We start from the raw sequence: 14,767 nt of genomic DNA on the forward strand, positions 1-14,767 counted from the left end.
TTTGCGAAAGCTTGCCAGAAAAGGGCGGGATATTTTCATGAAAAGTGATACAATGATAGAAATACGTAAATAAGGGTAGCGGATGGATCAACGTTTACCTGGCAGCGAAGTGGGAGTGTGATCGAGAGAATGGAAGAGACGTATACGGCAAAACGGGCAGTCAGCATGGAGGACATCGTGCGCGCACACCACGTGCTTCGCGAAGTGATCGTACGCACGCCGCTGCAGCGGGATGCAGTACTGTCAGCCAAGTATGACTGCGAAGTGTATCTGAAGCGCGAGGACCTGCAGGTGGTTCGCTCCTTCAAGATCCGCGGCGCTTACAATATGATTCGCAGCTTGTCGGAGGAAGAACGCAGCAACGGCATTGTGTGCGCAAGCGCGGGCAACCACGCGCAAGGGGTGGCTTTCTCCTGCAACGCGCTGAATATCAAAGGCAAGATTTACATGCCGAGCACGACCCCGAACCAGAAGGTGAAGCAGGTGAAGCGTTTTGGCGGGGGCAGCGTCGAGGTCATTCTGACAGGGGATACCTTCGATGATGCATATGCCGAAGCGATTAAGGCATGCGACGAGTACGGCATGACCTTTATCCACCCGTTCGATGAAGCGAAGATCATCGCGGGCAACGGCACGATCGGGATGGAGGTTATGGAGGAGCTGGACGCGCCTGCCGACTATATGTTTGTCACCATCGGCGGCGGCGGTCTTGCGGCCGGCGTGGCAACCTACGTCAAAACCGTCAGCCCAACGACGCAAGTCATTGGCGTCGAACCGCTTGGCGCAGCCTCCATGATCGAGTCCAAGAAGCAGGGCGAAGTCGTCACCATGCATGAGATCGACAAATTCGTGGATGGCGCCGCCGTGAAGCGCGTCGGGCAGTTGACGTATGACATCTGCTGCGAGTTGGTGGACGACATCGTGACGGTACCGGAAGGCAAGGCGTGCACCACCATCCTGGAGCTGTATAACGAGAATGCGATCGTTGTGGAGCCGGCGGGGTCGCTGGCCGTAGCGGCGCTGGATATGAACCGGGACCGGATTCGCGGGAAAACGGTCGTCTGCATCATCAGCGGCGGCAATAACGATATCGACCGGATGCAGGAAATCAAGGAACGCTCCCTGATTTACGAAGGGCTGAAGCATTACTTCATGATCAATTTCCCGCAGCGTGCGGGTGCACTCCGCGAGTTTTTGGAAGAAGTGCTCGGTCCCGACGACGATATCGCGCGCTTCGAGTACACGAAGAAGCATAACAAGGAAGACGGACCTGCCCTGGTGGGCATCGAGCTCTTGAGGCCGGAGGATTACGGCCCGCTGGTGGAGCGGATGCAGCGCAAGGGACTGGATTACACGGAGCTGAACAAGAACATGAATCTGTTCAATCTGCTGATTTAAGAGGTACACAGACCACCATAAAAAGCCGGATTCCCCTAACGGGAACTCCGGCTTTTCTAGTTATTTCATGGTATGGCCCTCTAGCGGACCAGGGCGTCACCCGCTGTTAACTTCAGATGGCTCATTCAATCGGAACCGCCTTGGCACGGTACCGCTCCACTTCCTGGTTCAGCTTGTCTTTGTTGCTCTCCAGCACGTCGGACCAGGACTTGAGCTTTTTGAGGAGCGCGCTTTTGGAGACAGCGTCGCTGTCCTTCAGTGCTTTATCGAATGCTTGCCGCACTTCCGGGTCCAGCAGATTGTCCTCGTATTTGAACAGCGGCGTGTTGTTATAACCGTAGTATAAGCTAAGCTCGGTGAATCGAAGCTTCAGCTTCACGTCCGCAGTCCGATTGGATTTGGGGTGCGCACTGATAAAGGCCTCTTGCGTTAGTCCCCGATCGATGACCTCGCTCCATGGGATCACCAAAGCGGCATCACTGACGGCAGGCTTCTCGGATTCAACGACCATGATGTCGATATAGGCCTGAATATCCTTGTTGATATAAGGCTTGTATGGCTTCAGCGTGGTATAGTCGATGATCGGGAAGATCACGCCCTCGGTCGTATACAGCCTGTAGCCGCTGTCGCGCAGGTTGATGAGCACCTTTCGGAGCGTTTCATCCTTGGTTTTGTTAATGGTGGTATTAATCGGCTCCCCGAATTTGTACAAGTTCATCAGTTTATCCTGAATGCCGATTTCGTACACCTTGTCGGTTTTTGCCGGGAGCGCATCATTCATCGCATTCTCCAGCTTAAGCACCAGCATGGTCGCCTGATACGCGGTCACGCTGCGGATATGCTTGGTGATGTAAGACTTGGCATAAGCCACGTCGGATTCCTTTAGCAGTTTATTGGCTTTGTTGTACACGGCATTGCCGAAGGCGGTAGCTTTGCTTGAAACTGCATTTGAGCCAGCTTGGGATGCAGGTGCTGCGCTAGCGATAACGCCGGTCTGGATCGATAGAATAAGTGCAAGGATGGCAGCAATCGCGGATTTTTTCGACTTTAACATGGTTTTTCCTCCCTTACCACACATTACCCTTATCCTATCATCTTCTATAGAACATTAGTTTACAAAGAACGAAAAAATATTAAAGATTTTGTTAAGCGCCGCCCGCGAATTCATGACGAGTTTGTATTATTTGCTCGAAAAAAGAAGTTTGGTCCCTGCGATTCCGATCAGGAATATGACGAGGCTGATCCATGGCGCAACCGTCAGCACCGGCAGCAGCCGTCCCAGCCACACGCCCGCTACCAATATCACTACCGTGATGGCGACATAAATCCCGATATTGCGAGCATTCACCTTGCGTTTGTCTGCGTCCGGCTTGAAGGTGTCGTTCTTCATCCATCTCAGCAAAGCGTGGATCAGCACATAGGAACCGCCTGCGATCAGAATCAGGGTCGATATGCGTACCTGCGTCATGCGCTCGACCGGACCCCCGGCCCACATCGTGATGAACCCGACCAGAGCCTGAACGAAGAAAAACCAGGTTAAGGCCACCCACGGGATCATGAGATGGAATTGGAGGCTGCTGAGGCCTTTCATTTTTGGCAGCTGCTCGACCAGCTCCTTGCAGTAGGATTCGGGATCGCTGCCGAATACCTCCTCGGCGCTTTTGCCTTTGGCTTGCGCGTCCAGCAGGTGCTGGGCGATTTCGAGCAGCAGCTCCTCGCCTTTTTGCTCCTGCACGGAGCTGCTGCGGATATAGACCACCATGTCTTGGTAATAGCTCAGGTTGTTTGGCTTCATGGCATCCTGGAGTCGGTTGTTCTCTTTGATCATCTGTTTGGTATTCATCTTTACTGTCCTCCGCGGGTTAAAATGTGGTCCACACTATCTTTAAGCGTTCCCCAATGTTCCTTGAATTGTTGAAGAACCTGCCGGCCTTTATCGGTCAGATTGTAATATTTGCGTGGCGGTCCCCCGGCACCGGGCGCGGGCCGTAGGGTGCCTTCGATGAGCTGCTCTTTCTGCATGCGCAGCAGCAGGGGATAGATGCTGCCTTCGCTCACAAACGTTAGCCCGCTGTCTTCCAGCAGCGTGCTGAGCTCGTAACCATAAACCTCCCGATGCTCCATGAGCGAGAGGATGCAGCCTTCGAGAATGCCTTTTAGCATTTGACTTTGGGTGGTCATGAATGTGGGAATTCCTCCTTCAGGTATATTGCAATGCAAGGTAGTGAGGCGCAAAGGGCTGGGCTGCGAGTAGGCACGATAGCAGACTACCTTGTTATGCAATATATGATAGCAGACAACATGCTTGCAATGCAAGGTAGTGCTGCTGAATCTTGTCACCTTCGTGAACAAGGTATAATTCTCCGGCTCCTATTTCACAATAATAAGCATTCTGAATCTATACACAACGCCCTGATCATTCAGGGATAAGAAGGAGGAGTTCTCAGATGAGCGCTAGCTTTTTTGACGATGAATTGCACGGAGGAGACGCTGTGCCGGTACAAGGGCAGGAGGTAATCGCAAACAGCGGTGCTCTGGATGTGACACCGGCCCAGCCTGAAGGAGAATTCGTCTCCGAGCGTGAGGACCATGATCTCTCCGCCGCATCCTTATGGGAGAATGATCCGGTCGGGAAGACCTGGATGAACGATTGGAGCGGGCGCGAAGAAACTCATGCGATGTTTCGCCAGAGTTACGAGTAAGGCTGGAGGTGCGGGCGTCAGCGGGATGAACGACTTGGCAAACGGATGCTACGTTAGTCCGTAATACAGGTAGAGGGCAGAATGGCCGTTTCTTAACCGCCAGCTTTAAATAGGCTGAATCTCGCTGCATACCGCCAATTCAGCGTTCATCGCACCGTCACACCTATGCTCAGTTTGCGTTTGCCGATGCTCAATTGCGTTGACAATCCATAATCACGATGCTAAGATAAGTTTAATTAATTCATATTAATCTTATCGGAATTATTAATATTATGATTACGGCGCGTTATCGCAAGGAGGAATCGGCATGGAGCGGCAAATTACAATCCGGCATAATCAAGAGGAACTTACGGCAACCATCCATTACCCATTGAAGGAATCGGCTCACGGAAGCCGGTGCAATCGGGTCCCGCTGGTCATCATCTGCCATGGCTTTGTGGGAAGCCGGATCGGCGTGGATCGGTTGTTTGTCAAAACGGCGCGCGAGTTTGCCGAAGACGGGTACATGGTGATCCGTTTCGACTATATCGGATGCGGGGAAAGCTCGGGCAATTACGGCAGCGAAGGACTCGACTCGATGATTGCCCAGACGCGTTCCGTTCTTGATTACGGACTCAGCTGCGCGGATGTCGATCCGACGCGAATCACGCTCCTCGGACATAGCCTGGGCGGCGCCGTCGCCCTGCAGACGGCCGTTCGCGATCGCCGGGTGAAAAATCTGATTCTGTGGTCTGCGGTAGGATACCCGTTCAACGATATCGTCAAAATCACCGGTCGCGACGTGTACGACACCTCGGTTAAGTCGGGTTCCGCCGATTATTTGGGATACTCGTTTACCCCGGTCTTTTTCGATTCGCTGGCTCAGGGGCAGCCATTCCAGGAAGCGATCAAGTTTACGGGCAATGTGCTGGTCGTCCATGGTACCTCGGATGAGGTGATTCCGGTGGACTACGCTTTCCTGTTTCAAAAGGTGTTCTGGATGCGTCAGGAAGGCCGCTGCGACAAGGAGATTATTTTCCAGGCCGATCACACGTACTCTGCCGGACCTCAGCGCCAGCTGCTCCTTGAGCGGACGCGGGATTGGTTAAACGGGCAGGAGAACATTCAGCAGGAATGGCAGAACTGGATGATTTAAGGGAGTTATTTGGCATAATGGGCGATTTAACGGTACAATAGAGTTGTCCCTTGATTTTGAAGCTGGAGGTGGCATCGATGACGTTACCTGCTTTATTTATTGCCCATGGTTCGCCGATGATGGCCCTGGAGGACAACGAGTACACCCGCTTCCTTGAGCAGTTGGGGCGGGAGCTGCCTGCACCTAGAGGTATTGCGGTATTTTCTGCCCATTGGGACGATCCGGATCAACGGTTGACTGAGGACGCCGAGCATGGAACCATGCATGATTTTTACGGATTTCCGGAAGAGATGTACAAGATTACGTACCCTGCCCGAGGCAGTGCGGAGCTGGCATTTCAGATCCGTCAGCGTTTTGAGGCAAAGAATCTGCACGCCAAAGCCGTAACCGGCCGCGGATTGGACCATGGGGTATGGGTCATTCTGCGCAAAATGTACCCCGATGCGAATATCCCTGTGGTGGCTTTGTCCGTGGACTCCAAGCGCTCACCAAGCGAACAATATTCCATCGGTGCGATGCTGTCCGATTTGCGTGATGAAGGCATTCTGATTATCGGCAGCGGCGGCTTGGTGCACAATCTGCGGATGGTGCATCAGAGCGATGAGCCGGATGCATGGGCAGCTGAATTCGACGAATGGGTTGCGGAGCAGCTGTCGAATTGGGACCTGCACAATCTGTTTGCGTATGACAAAAAAGCGCCTCATACCAGCGACGCCGTACCTTCCTACGGACGGGAGCATTTTGTCCCCTTGTTCTATGCGATGGGGGCTGCGGACAACGGCCGCAAGGCAAAGCGATTGTTTCAATCTTACCAATATGGCAGTTTGAGTCTGAACTGCTGGTCATTCGAATAATGAGAAGCCGAGCTTGGATCACAAGCTCGGCTTTTGTTGTGTTTGGGCTGTTTGAGCGCGTGAAACGTGTGAAACAAAAAACACCCGCTGTGCGGGTGCCGGAGAACCAGAACGTAGCGCCATAGGTCTTATACACAAGCCCATGCAGTCTGAAATAAGATTGCATGTTTTTTTTTGCCATGATCCGCAGGCGCCTCGGCTATTTTTTGTATTCAACCAAACCCAAAAATTTTTCTGCACAAACCGTGTTGACATTATTGAACTACAATTGTAGTATTGATTTGTAACTACAGCTGTAGTTTATTAATGAAGATTATAGGAGAGGAGCATTACCGAATGAAAGCAGCAACGAAAGTAGCAATCGCGACCCTAAGCAGCATTCTATTACTGGGTTCTTCCGCAAACCTTGCGGCGGAGGCACAATCCGTCAAGAAAGCCCAAGCATCCGCTGTTAAAAAAACAGCCGCAACAGCCAAGTCTATATCTGCAGAGGAAAAAAAGTTTATCGAAAAAGAGATCCAGAGAGTAAAGGAGTTAACCCAAGAGTCGGGTGATATGTATGTTTTGTATCATAAATACCCACAGTTAAATAGCGGATTTGATATTAGCTATTGGGGAGGGGTGCATGAATTCACAACGTACGAGGACTACTTGAAAAAAGCTTCAACCCTGAAAGGATCCATTCTGCAGCAGCCTGCGAACCTGCCAAAGGGATATAAGTTCTTAACAGCGGTCATTGAAGCCCCGATCGAAGGGAAGTTCGTTGATGAAGTAAGAGCCGAAGGCAAGAAGAGCGGAAAGCCCATCTACATGAAAAAGATAGATTGGAAAGAAGCGGCAACCATCCGTCTTAAATATACGAACGGAGAAGACACGCTGGGCTTTTCCAAGTATGCGGTAGATTCGGTGGGAAGCAAGAAAAAAGGTTTCTTTAACGATAAGCTGCCGGCGCATGTTTTTCCAAAATACGTTTTTTGGAATGACGGCGGCAAATATGAATACAGTATTTCACTAACCTCATTGAATCTGTCCAGGAAACAGAAGATCGAGATTCTGAAAGCAGCGGTGAAAAAATAACATTCGCGTCAGCTATAGGTCTTGCGGACAAGCCCATACAGCTCTAGAAATAGGATGGCATGAGTTCTTTTGCAGATCAACATGCCCACAAGCGGTACAAGTATACTGCATGTAACTAAACCAAGAATATTTTCTTCACCAAACATGTTGACATTATCAAACTACAATCGTAGCATTAACATAACTACACATGTAGTTTGATTGAATTAACATTGGAGGTTTCATGCATGAATCATCAAATACCACCGATTACGGATGCAGAACTGGAAATTATGCGCGTATTGTGGGCTAATCCGGACTGCCCTTCCAGCGAGGTCGTAAAGAAAATGACGGATCTGATGGGGTGGAACCCCAATACAACTCGGACTCTCCTCAGTCGTCTGGTGCAGAAGGAAGCAGCGGGTGCGAAACTGGAAAAGGGTTCAAAGCGCACCCAACTATTTTATCCGATCATCAGCGAGCAGGAGTATCTGCAGTCTGAAACCAAATCCTTCATGAAAAAACTTTATGGGGGGGCCTTAAAGCCAATGCTGGCCAACTTTTTGCAGGATAAAAAACTGAATGCGCAAGAAATCGAGGATCTGAAGGCTTTGTTTGACGAGAACAGCAGCGACGGGGAAGCAGAAAAGAGAGAGCCCTGATGAGTCATACATTGCATGAAAATTTATTATTGTTTTTCGGCTGGGTCATTCGCGGATCGTTCATGGCCGGCATCATGATCGTCCTTGTCCTGATCCTGCAATTTCTACTAAAAAACAAGATTGAAGCCAGATGGAGATACTGGCTTTGGTTTCCTGTGGCCATTCGCTTGCTGCTCCCTTGGGCCCCGGAATCTTCGCTTAGCCTATACAATGTGTTGTCTCTGGAGGCCATCGTGCCCGGCATTCATCAACAAACTCAAGTTCCACCGCTCTGGATGGAAACGGGGAGAATAAGCGAAGCGGTGGTTCGCGCTGAGAGTTCTTTAAATCTGGAAGCAGGCGGAACTTCGGAAGTACCTGCTCCATCCCTTGAATCAGGACCCGTGCAGGAGAGCCGCTTTGGGTGGAATGGGTTCAAGCAAATAGGTTTCACCAATATATTGCTGTCGGTTTGGCTTGCGGGCGTGCTGATTTTTGCCGCGAAAACGGTCTACGACCAGCTTCGATTGAAACAAGCCCTGCGCGCGGGCCGAAAAATGGATACGCCTTATTTATCGGCAGTGTTTCACGAGACGAAACAGCAATTAGGCGTGAAACGAAAAGTTCAGTTTTTGGCCAGCGAGCGAATTCCCGGACCTGCCGTCGTCGGTTATAGTAAGCCGGCGATCGTCATTTCGCCAAGTCTGCTCATCACATTGAAACAGGAGCAGCTTCAATATATTCTTGCGCATGAGTTCGCGCATATTCAGCGGCGGGATGTGGCAGTGAACTGGTTGATGCATATCATCCTGATCATCCACTGGTTTAATCCGTTATTATGGCTAGCCGTACATAAGGCAAGGCAAGACCAGGAGATGGCTTGCGATGCATGCGTCTTGGATCGGATGAGCCCGCAGCAAAACAATGCATACGGACAAACGATCATCCATGTGTTGGAGCATTTTTCAGGATACCATCGCCAGCCGGGGCTTGCCGGCCTGTCCGCCACGCATAAACAAATGAAAAGGAGACTTAAAATGATTAAGCATTTTAACAAAAAATCCTACCGCCTGTCCATTTTGGGGCTGGGAATGATTCTCGCGCTTGGAAGCGTGACGTTGGTTAATGCAAAGGAAAGCAATGCGGGGAACGCACCGCAAAAAGCTCCAGTGCAATCGGAGAAGGATTCAAAAGCTGCTGTGAATAATGATCAGGATATGATCTATCCCGAGGGGGATATAGACCGCGAGCTTTACAAGAAAGAACTGGAACAGGCCCGGAAAAAAGCAGAAGCCGCAGCCAAGGCTCTAACTCCAGAGGAAAAGAAGTATATCGAAGATGAGACCAATCGAGTGAAGAAACTAAGTAAAGAGACTGGTGATATGTACGTTCTGTATCATAAATATAAGGATCTTAACAGCGGATTCGACCTAAGTTATTGGGGAGGAATAGAAAAATTCTCTGCTTACGAGGACTACCTGAAAAGAGCTTCCACGCTGGAAGGTTCCATCCTGGAGCAGCCTGCCAACCTGCCGGAAGGATATAAGTTTGCCAAAGCGAGAATTGAAGGTCCAACCGAAGGAAAGTTCCTTGAAGAAGTAAGGTCCGAAGGCAAGAAGAGCGGAAAACCCGTCTACGCGAAAAAGATAGACTGGAAAGAGGCGGCAACCATCCGTCTTGAATATACGAACGGGAAAGACACGCTGGCCATTTCTAAATATACGTTGGACTCAGAAGGAAGTAAGAAAAAAGGTTTCTTTGAGGATGACTTACCGGCGGATATCTATCCAAAATACGTTTTTTGGCATGAAGGCGGCTTCGAATACAGCATTTCAACCACATGGGATATGTCCAAGGAACAGAAGGTCGAAATTCTGAAAGCAGCGGTGCAGAAATAACATTTTGAGCTAGCTATTTTGCGCGATAGGCCCATGCAGTCCTGTAAATGGGATTGCATGGGTTCTTTTGTTGATCATGATTTTTCTGCAGTCCGAAAGAAGAGAATCCAAACTGGGAAAGGAATATATAATCAACTTGCTTTTCTGGATTGAAAACGGCAAGTCATTTAGCATCACAACCGCTCCGGGACATCCGTTGACGAATGAAGACCTGATCCCATTGGCTTAATTTGCGGTCAAAAAATAGAGCCCACTTTTCAATTTTGAGGAATTTAGCGGTTCGTAAATCATGATTCGAAATGCCAAAAATGCGATTGCATGAAAAAGCCTGGCTTTCCAGGCAGCGCTCTAAAGAGAGTTCGTAGGCTCCCAAGTTGTATGTCACACAGTTACGGCCTGGCCGTATCGGACCTCAGATCCGCTATTTTTGCTTTTTGCTCGCAATTGGGGGATCTATCGGACACACGATCCGTTAAATAGCGGATATCACGTAATATGAGGGCCAAATTCGGAGAATAACGGATCTCTGGTCCGTTAGCATTAAAGAAAAGGTGGTTTTGGTCAAAATAAGGTCCGCTGAGTCCGCTAAAATTGTAAGTAGTTAGTTAGTGCCGTATAAATTAACGTTCGAACGTAAGCACAACGCTCGAACGTATATTAAAGCTCAAACTTATGCTAAGGCTCGAACGTACGCCAAAGCTTAAAAGTAAGCTAAAGCTCCAGCCGTATGCCAAAGCTCAGACATATGCCAAAGCATGAGCAGCATGCCAAAGCTCAGATAAAACCCTAAGCTCAGACATATGCCAAAGCATGAGCAGCATGCCAAAACCCAAACGTATGCTAAAACACGAGGTGATATGCCGTAACTCCAACGTGCCACAACAAAAACAACCCGGCTTGATTGCTCAAGTCGGGTTGTTTAATCAATAGGTTAGTTGTTTAGGTTTCAGTTGCTTACAATGTTATGCGGTTTGTTTTTTGAAAGGTGTGTGGGTGGTGCCGTCGCCTTTCGTTGTTCTGTGCGTCATTTTGTTCCACAGGCCGCGGAGGTAAGGGAGAACCCAATGGTCTAGACCGATTTTACCGGCGTTGGCAGCAGCGACGATGATCAGCACTTCAAGCAGTAACATTTGGGCGTTGGTGCTCACCGTACCCGAGAAGAGGAACGCGGCGTTCATGACCAGACCCATCAGGGCAGCGAAGGTGGTGAAGGTACCGAGGATCAGTCCGACACCGACGAGGAACTCACCGAGCGGGATGATGAAGTTGAAGAGCTTCACGCCCGGCAGTGCCGCGTGCTCCAGGAACGCTGCCCACCAGCCTTGGACGGCGGGGTGATCGCCGGCAGCTTTGGCAATCGCGCCTTGCAGGAAGCCGCCTGCTTCGAAACCGCCCGTCAATTTACCCCAACCTGCGGTCATCCATTCATACCCGATGTAGACCCGAATGAATGTCAGTAACCACATTGCCACTTTGTTTGTTCTCAGCCAGTTGTTAAACATATAAACCACTCCTTAAAAGTATGATTTTCTTTTTTATGAAAGCTTCCTTGCCAATTCTCGGATGTTGAAGTTCTGTGATGTTGTTCTTTAGGAAGATGATCATCTCTTTCATGTCTTTATTATAAGTGAAATAAATCACAATATATGTGATTTAAATCACATTAGTGATAAAAATCATAAAAAACTTTAAATTCGTGAGTTGGCAGGGGGAGTGACAGGTGAAAGGGGTGGAGAAATAGGAGCAGTATATGTAGAGGCTTAGGAGAAAATACGGGGTGTGATGGAGATTAACCAGTATGATACGTGATGTTAGCATGGTTGTTTGGAGTATTGTAGGAGGGAAATAAGTAGTAAATAGTAAGAAATGTGCAATGAGCAGAACTGTATGTAGTGGCAGTAACCAGTATGTAATAAGTAAGGCAAAGTGTTCAAATGGCAGAAGAAATAGAATAAAGCAAAAGACATCAAACGGTAAGAAACACACGCACAACCAATATCAATCAGCAGAGCATAAGTAAGTTTTACGTATAAAGCCAGTAAGTAATAAGCAAAGCAATATGCAGTAGACGTAAACCGGTAAGTGATAAGAAAAAGCTGCATGGAGTAGGCACATATCCAGTAAATGATATGCAAAATAGGAAGTGGTAAATGCAAAATCAGCAAGCGGAGTAGTAAATCGTCAGCGAAAACTCAGCTAGCTGTTAGCAGTAAGCGTAAAAAAGCACCTAGTGCCTGGAGCGAGTAGATAATGCGTAACGCATTGGGAGATGCCATTCCCTGGACCATGAGGTTCGTCGTGAATGTATTACTAGGCAAAACCGCTTATAAAACACGGATGACCGGTACCGGTGGCCGCGGTCACCCGATGACTTATTGAAAAGGCAAGCAGAAAAAGTACGGATAGAGGAGAAACATTCAAATCTTACTGTTAGGAAGAAGAAACGAGATGGATTTAGCTATGGGACGCGAATTTAGCTGACGAGAAGCGTATGACCGGATACGATCTAACTTGAGATCACTCTGAATTACTTTTTAATTCTATTTTACTCCCGCATTCCTTATAAATCAGACTGCCTGATTCTGCAGAGGGGAGGAGTCGCTGCTGATTTTCGCTTTGCGCGTGAATTTATTCTGAAGATAAGGCATGAGCCAACGGTCGATGCCGATCTTACCGCTGTTTGCCGCTGAGAGGATAATCAGGAATTCGAGCAGCAGAAGCTGACCGTTGATGCTGATCGAACCGGAGAAGAGGAACGCCGAGTTCATCACCAGTCCCATCAGTGCCGCGAACACGGTGAACGAGCCGAGGATCAGGCCGAGCCCGACAAGGAATTCGCCCAGCGGAATGATGACGTTGAACCATTTGACCCCGGGGAGTGCGGCATGCTTGAGGAATACGGCCCACCAATCTTGAACCGCCGGATTTTCGCCGATGGATTTGGCGATGGCCCCTTGCATAAATCCGCTCGCATCGAAACCTCCCGTTAACTTGCCCCAGCCTGCCGACAACCACTTATACCCGACGTACACCCGAATGACCGTCAGCAGCCACATCGCGATTTTGCTGGATTGCAACCATTGAATAAACATCAACACCACTCCTCCAATGAATAATCATTCTCTTTTTTGTTTTCAGATTTTTGCAAATTTGAAATTCGTAAGCGCGACGGAAGCTGAAAAAACAGCAACGATCTATATAATGTCGCATCATCACAAATTATTCATATTTGCAAAAATCTGTATTTAAATACAGTATTCGCATAGACTGTGATTTGGCATAGGTTCTTGGTATGAAAAAAAGACGATGGAGAACCGAGTTCTCCATCGTCTTGCATGGATCGTTACGAAGTTAAGCGGTGCGTTTTTTTAGATGAGTCGTCGGCGCTTTTGGCTCATGATCACGGTGCGTCATTTTGTTCCACAGGCCGCGGAGGTAAGGGAGAACCCAACGGTCGAGACCGATTTTACCGGCGTTGGCAGCAGCAACGATGATCAGCACTTCAAGCAGCAGCATTTGGGCGTTGGTGCTCACGGTGCCCGAGAAGAGGAACGCGGCGTTCATGACCAGACCCATCAGGGCAGCGAAGGTGGTGAAGGTACCGAGGATCAGTCCGACACCGACGAGGAACTCACCGAGCGGGATGATGAAGTTGAAGAGCTTCACGCCCGGCAGTGCCGCGTGCTCCAGGAACGCTGCCCACCAGCCTTGGACGGCGGGGTGATCGCCGGCTGCTTTGGCAATCGCGCCTTGCAGGAATCCGCCTGCTTCGAATCCGCCCGTCAATTTGCCCCAACCTGCCGTCATCCATTCATACCCGATGTAGACCCGGATGAATGTCAGTAACCACATTGCCACTTTGTTTGTTCTCAGCCAATTGTTAAACATATAAACCACTCCTTAAATGAGTTTTAATTTTTTGGATTAACATAATTGCTTGTTTCTGATGCCGATGTTGTTTGTTCATGTTGCCTTGGGAAGTGATCACCTTCTCTATGTCTTTATTATAAGTGAAAATATTCACAATACACGTGATAAATATCACAAAGTTGTGAACATTCAATCTAATCCTCCCATTGACTAGATTAGTCAATCGTTTTCGTTTTCAGGAGTGCAGGGATTCTCTCGCTGTGGTTATTCGATCCGATGTGCCCGCTTTGAGGGTCAAACTTCAATCATTTTTGATTCTCCGGCTCCAGAAAAGCTCGAAGGGCGCTGCTTAGTGGCACGTCGCGGTGATAGATAAAATATACCACGACCTCGCGGTAGGACTCCGGCAGTGTCATGGCTGCAATGTTTTTCTCGTTGGAAAGCGAAACGGCATTGGACCTTGGGAGAAGCGCTACGCCGAGACCCGAAGCAACCCCGCCTAACACGGCCTCGAGCGAACCGAACTCTATGATTTGCGGATGTTGAACGCCAGCTTCGGCCAGGAGGCGCTCCACTCTGGATCGGTGAGTGCAGCCTGTCGACAAAATAAGCATCGGCTTCTGCAACTGCTCCTGCTGGCTTGCCGCTCCGGATTCGGAGATGAGTACCAGTTCCTCATTATACGAAGGAATCTGTTTCAGCATAGGGTGCGTCAAAGGTCCGTACACGAAAGCGCCGTCCAGTTCGCGGTCCAGCACTTGCTGCATCAGCACGCTGGAGTTGCCCGTGGTGAGGGACAGGCTGACCTCGGGGTGACGGGCATAATAGTCGGCCAGGCGTCCTGGCAGATATGCAGCGGCGGTGGATTCAATCGCACCGATTCGTAGCGGTCCCCGCGGCGTATCCTCAGCCTGCACGGATTTCTCCGCTTCATCCAGCAAATTTAAAATTTGACGCGTGTATCCAAGCAGGCGCTCGCCGGCCGGGGTCAGATCCATCCCTCGATTGCTTCGGATAAACAGGGCTGTCTGGAGCCTGTCCTCCAGCTGGCGGATCCGGCCCGTGACGTTGGAGGGAACATACTTCAGGCGTTGGGCCGCCCGCGTAATGCTGCCTTCCTCCGCTACTGCGCGGAATATCCGTAAATCTCCGCTTTCCATTAGTCTCACCATCCTGACTTCATTCTGACTGAATGCCATATTCAATACTACTC

At 49.5% G+C, this 14,767-nt stretch carries 14 protein-coding genes; 7 read left to right on the plus strand and 7 right to left on the minus strand.

The features are described 5' to 3' along the window. Window positions 1-129: 129 nt before the first annotated feature. Complete coding sequence (gene ilvA / locus MHI43_RS04905; RefSeq protein ID WP_009592278.1) at window positions 130-1,398, plus strand: threonine ammonia-lyase IlvA; 1,269 nt, start codon at window positions 130-132, stop codon at window positions 1,396-1,398. 121 nt (window positions 1,399-1,519) lie between these two features. Here ilvA and MHI43_RS04910 read toward each other — a convergent pair whose 3' ends face one another. From MHI43_RS04910 to MHI43_RS04920, 3 genes are all read right to left on the minus strand, one after another. After that, window positions 1,520-2,452: a hypothetical protein gene (locus MHI43_RS04910; RefSeq protein WP_036661908.1), complete on the minus strand. Its 933-nt coding sequence runs from the start codon at window positions 2,450-2,452 to the stop codon at window positions 1,520-1,522. 126 nt (window positions 2,453-2,578) lie between these two features. Then, the gene (locus MHI43_RS04915) at window positions 2,579-3,241 is read right to left on the minus strand and encodes a DUF1129 family protein (RefSeq protein WP_036661906.1); all 663 of its coding nucleotides are present in this window, start codon (window positions 3,239-3,241) and stop codon (window positions 2,579-2,581) included. A gap of 2 nt (window positions 3,242-3,243) precedes the next feature. Continuing rightward, window positions 3,244-3,579, minus strand: a complete 336-nt coding sequence (locus MHI43_RS04920) for a PadR family transcriptional regulator (RefSeq protein WP_009592352.1) — start codon at window positions 3,577-3,579, stop codon at window positions 3,244-3,246. 266 nt (window positions 3,580-3,845) lie between these two features. Here MHI43_RS04920 and MHI43_RS04925 point away from each other — a divergent pair, with 266 nt between their 5' ends. The 6 genes from MHI43_RS04925 to MHI43_RS04950 all read left to right on the plus strand — a co-directional run bounded on the left by MHI43_RS04925 (window position 3,846) and on the right by MHI43_RS04950 (window position 9,684). Next, on the plus strand, window positions 3,846-4,100 hold the full coding sequence (locus tag MHI43_RS04925; RefSeq protein ID WP_012819119.1) for a hypothetical protein: 255 nt from the start codon (window positions 3,846-3,848) through the stop codon (window positions 4,098-4,100). A 307-nt stretch (window positions 4,101-4,407) separates the two neighbouring features. Then, window positions 4,408-5,235 (plus strand): alpha/beta fold hydrolase, encoded by an 828-nt coding sequence (locus MHI43_RS04930; protein ID WP_012819120.1) that lies wholly within the window; start codon window positions 4,408-4,410, stop codon window positions 5,233-5,235. 77 nt (window positions 5,236-5,312) lie between these two features. Then, window positions 5,313-6,089, plus strand: coding sequence for a class III extradiol ring-cleavage dioxygenase (locus MHI43_RS04935; protein ID WP_036661901.1), 777 nt, complete (start codon window positions 5,313-5,315; stop codon window positions 6,087-6,089). 276 nt (window positions 6,090-6,365) lie between these two features. Beyond that, window positions 6,366-7,166 carry a hypothetical protein gene (locus MHI43_RS04940; protein WP_341283232.1) on the plus strand — a complete coding sequence of 267 codons (801 nt, stop codon included), beginning with the start codon at window positions 6,366-6,368 and terminating at the stop codon, window positions 7,164-7,166. A 227-nt stretch (window positions 7,167-7,393) separates the two neighbouring features. Continuing rightward, a complete protein-coding gene (locus MHI43_RS04945) occupies window positions 7,394-7,807 on the plus strand; it encodes a BlaI/MecI/CopY family transcriptional regulator (protein WP_012819123.1) in 414 nt (137 codons plus the stop codon). Next, window positions 7,807-9,684, plus strand: coding sequence for a M56 family metallopeptidase (locus tag MHI43_RS04950; RefSeq protein ID WP_036661897.1), 1,878 nt, complete (start codon window positions 7,807-7,809; stop codon window positions 9,682-9,684). Before MHI43_RS04945 ends, MHI43_RS04950 begins: the two co-directional genes overlap by 1 nt. Window positions 9,685-10,646: 962 nt before the next feature. Here MHI43_RS04950 and MHI43_RS04955 read toward each other — a convergent pair. From MHI43_RS04955 to MHI43_RS04970, 4 genes are all read right to left on the minus strand, one after another. Continuing rightward, entirely contained in the window at window positions 10,647-11,186 is a 540-nt protein-coding gene (locus MHI43_RS04955) for a DoxX family protein (RefSeq protein ID WP_009592282.1), read from the minus strand. A 1,065-nt stretch (window positions 11,187-12,251) separates the two neighbouring features. Then, on the minus strand, window positions 12,252-12,776 hold the full coding sequence (locus MHI43_RS04960) for a DoxX family protein (RefSeq protein WP_036661895.1): 525 nt from the start codon (window positions 12,774-12,776) through the stop codon (window positions 12,252-12,254). Window positions 12,777-13,035: 259 nt separating this feature from the next. Then, window positions 13,036-13,572 carry a DoxX family protein gene (locus MHI43_RS04965; RefSeq protein WP_012819127.1) on the minus strand — a complete coding sequence of 179 codons (537 nt, stop codon included), beginning with the start codon at window positions 13,570-13,572 and terminating at the stop codon, window positions 13,036-13,038. A 287-nt stretch (window positions 13,573-13,859) separates the two neighbouring features. Beyond that, window positions 13,860-14,714 (minus strand): LysR family transcriptional regulator, encoded by an 855-nt coding sequence (locus tag MHI43_RS04970; RefSeq protein WP_036661893.1) that lies wholly within the window; start codon window positions 14,712-14,714, stop codon window positions 13,860-13,862. Window positions 14,715-14,767: the final 53 nt, after the last annotated feature.

This window comes from Paenibacillus sp. FSL H8-0457, assembly GCF_038051935.1.
GTDB lineage: Bacteria > Bacillota > Bacilli > Paenibacillales > Paenibacillaceae > Paenibacillus_AQ > Paenibacillus_AQ lautus_A.

What these genes read in the sequence shown, in the direction of transcription:
- MHI43_RS04930 (WP_012819120.1), top strand. Translation starts at nt 4,408, where the DNA reads ATGGAGCGGCAAATTACAATCCGGCATAATCAAGAGGAACTTACGGCA.
- MHI43_RS04965 (WP_012819127.1), bottom strand. Translation starts at nt 13,572, where the DNA reads ATGTTTAACAATTGGCTGAGAACAAACAAAGTGGCAATGTGGTTACTG.
- MHI43_RS04910 (WP_036661908.1), bottom strand. Translation starts at nt 2,452, where the DNA reads ATGTTAAAGTCGAAAAAATCCGCGATTGCTGCCATCCTTGCACTTATT.
- MHI43_RS04950 (WP_036661897.1), top strand. Translation starts at nt 7,807, where the DNA reads ATGAGTCATACATTGCATGAAAATTTATTATTGTTTTTCGGCTGGGTC.
- MHI43_RS04955 (WP_009592282.1), bottom strand. Translation starts at nt 11,186, where the DNA reads ATGTTTAACAACTGGCTGAGAACAAACAAAGTGGCAATGTGGTTACTG.
- MHI43_RS04970 (WP_036661893.1), bottom strand. Translation starts at nt 14,714, where the DNA reads ATGGAAAGCGGAGATTTACGGATATTCCGCGCAGTAGCGGAGGAAGGC.
- MHI43_RS04915 (WP_036661906.1), bottom strand. Translation starts at nt 3,241, where the DNA reads ATGAATACCAAACAGATGATCAAAGAGAACAACCGACTCCAGGATGCC.
- MHI43_RS04960 (WP_036661895.1), bottom strand. Translation starts at nt 12,776, where the DNA reads ATGTTTATTCAATGGTTGCAATCCAGCAAAATCGCGATGTGGCTGCTG.
- MHI43_RS04920 (WP_009592352.1), bottom strand. Translation starts at nt 3,579, where the DNA reads ATGACCACCCAAAGTCAAATGCTAAAAGGCATTCTCGAAGGCTGCATC.
- ilvA (WP_009592278.1), top strand. Translation starts at nt 130, where the DNA reads ATGGAAGAGACGTATACGGCAAAACGGGCAGTCAGCATGGAGGACATC.
- MHI43_RS04925 (WP_012819119.1), top strand. Translation starts at nt 3,846, where the DNA reads ATGAGCGCTAGCTTTTTTGACGATGAATTGCACGGAGGAGACGCTGTG.
- MHI43_RS04945 (WP_012819123.1), top strand. Translation starts at nt 7,394, where the DNA reads ATGAATCATCAAATACCACCGATTACGGATGCAGAACTGGAAATTATG.
- MHI43_RS04935 (WP_036661901.1), top strand. Translation starts at nt 5,313, where the DNA reads ATGACGTTACCTGCTTTATTTATTGCCCATGGTTCGCCGATGATGGCC.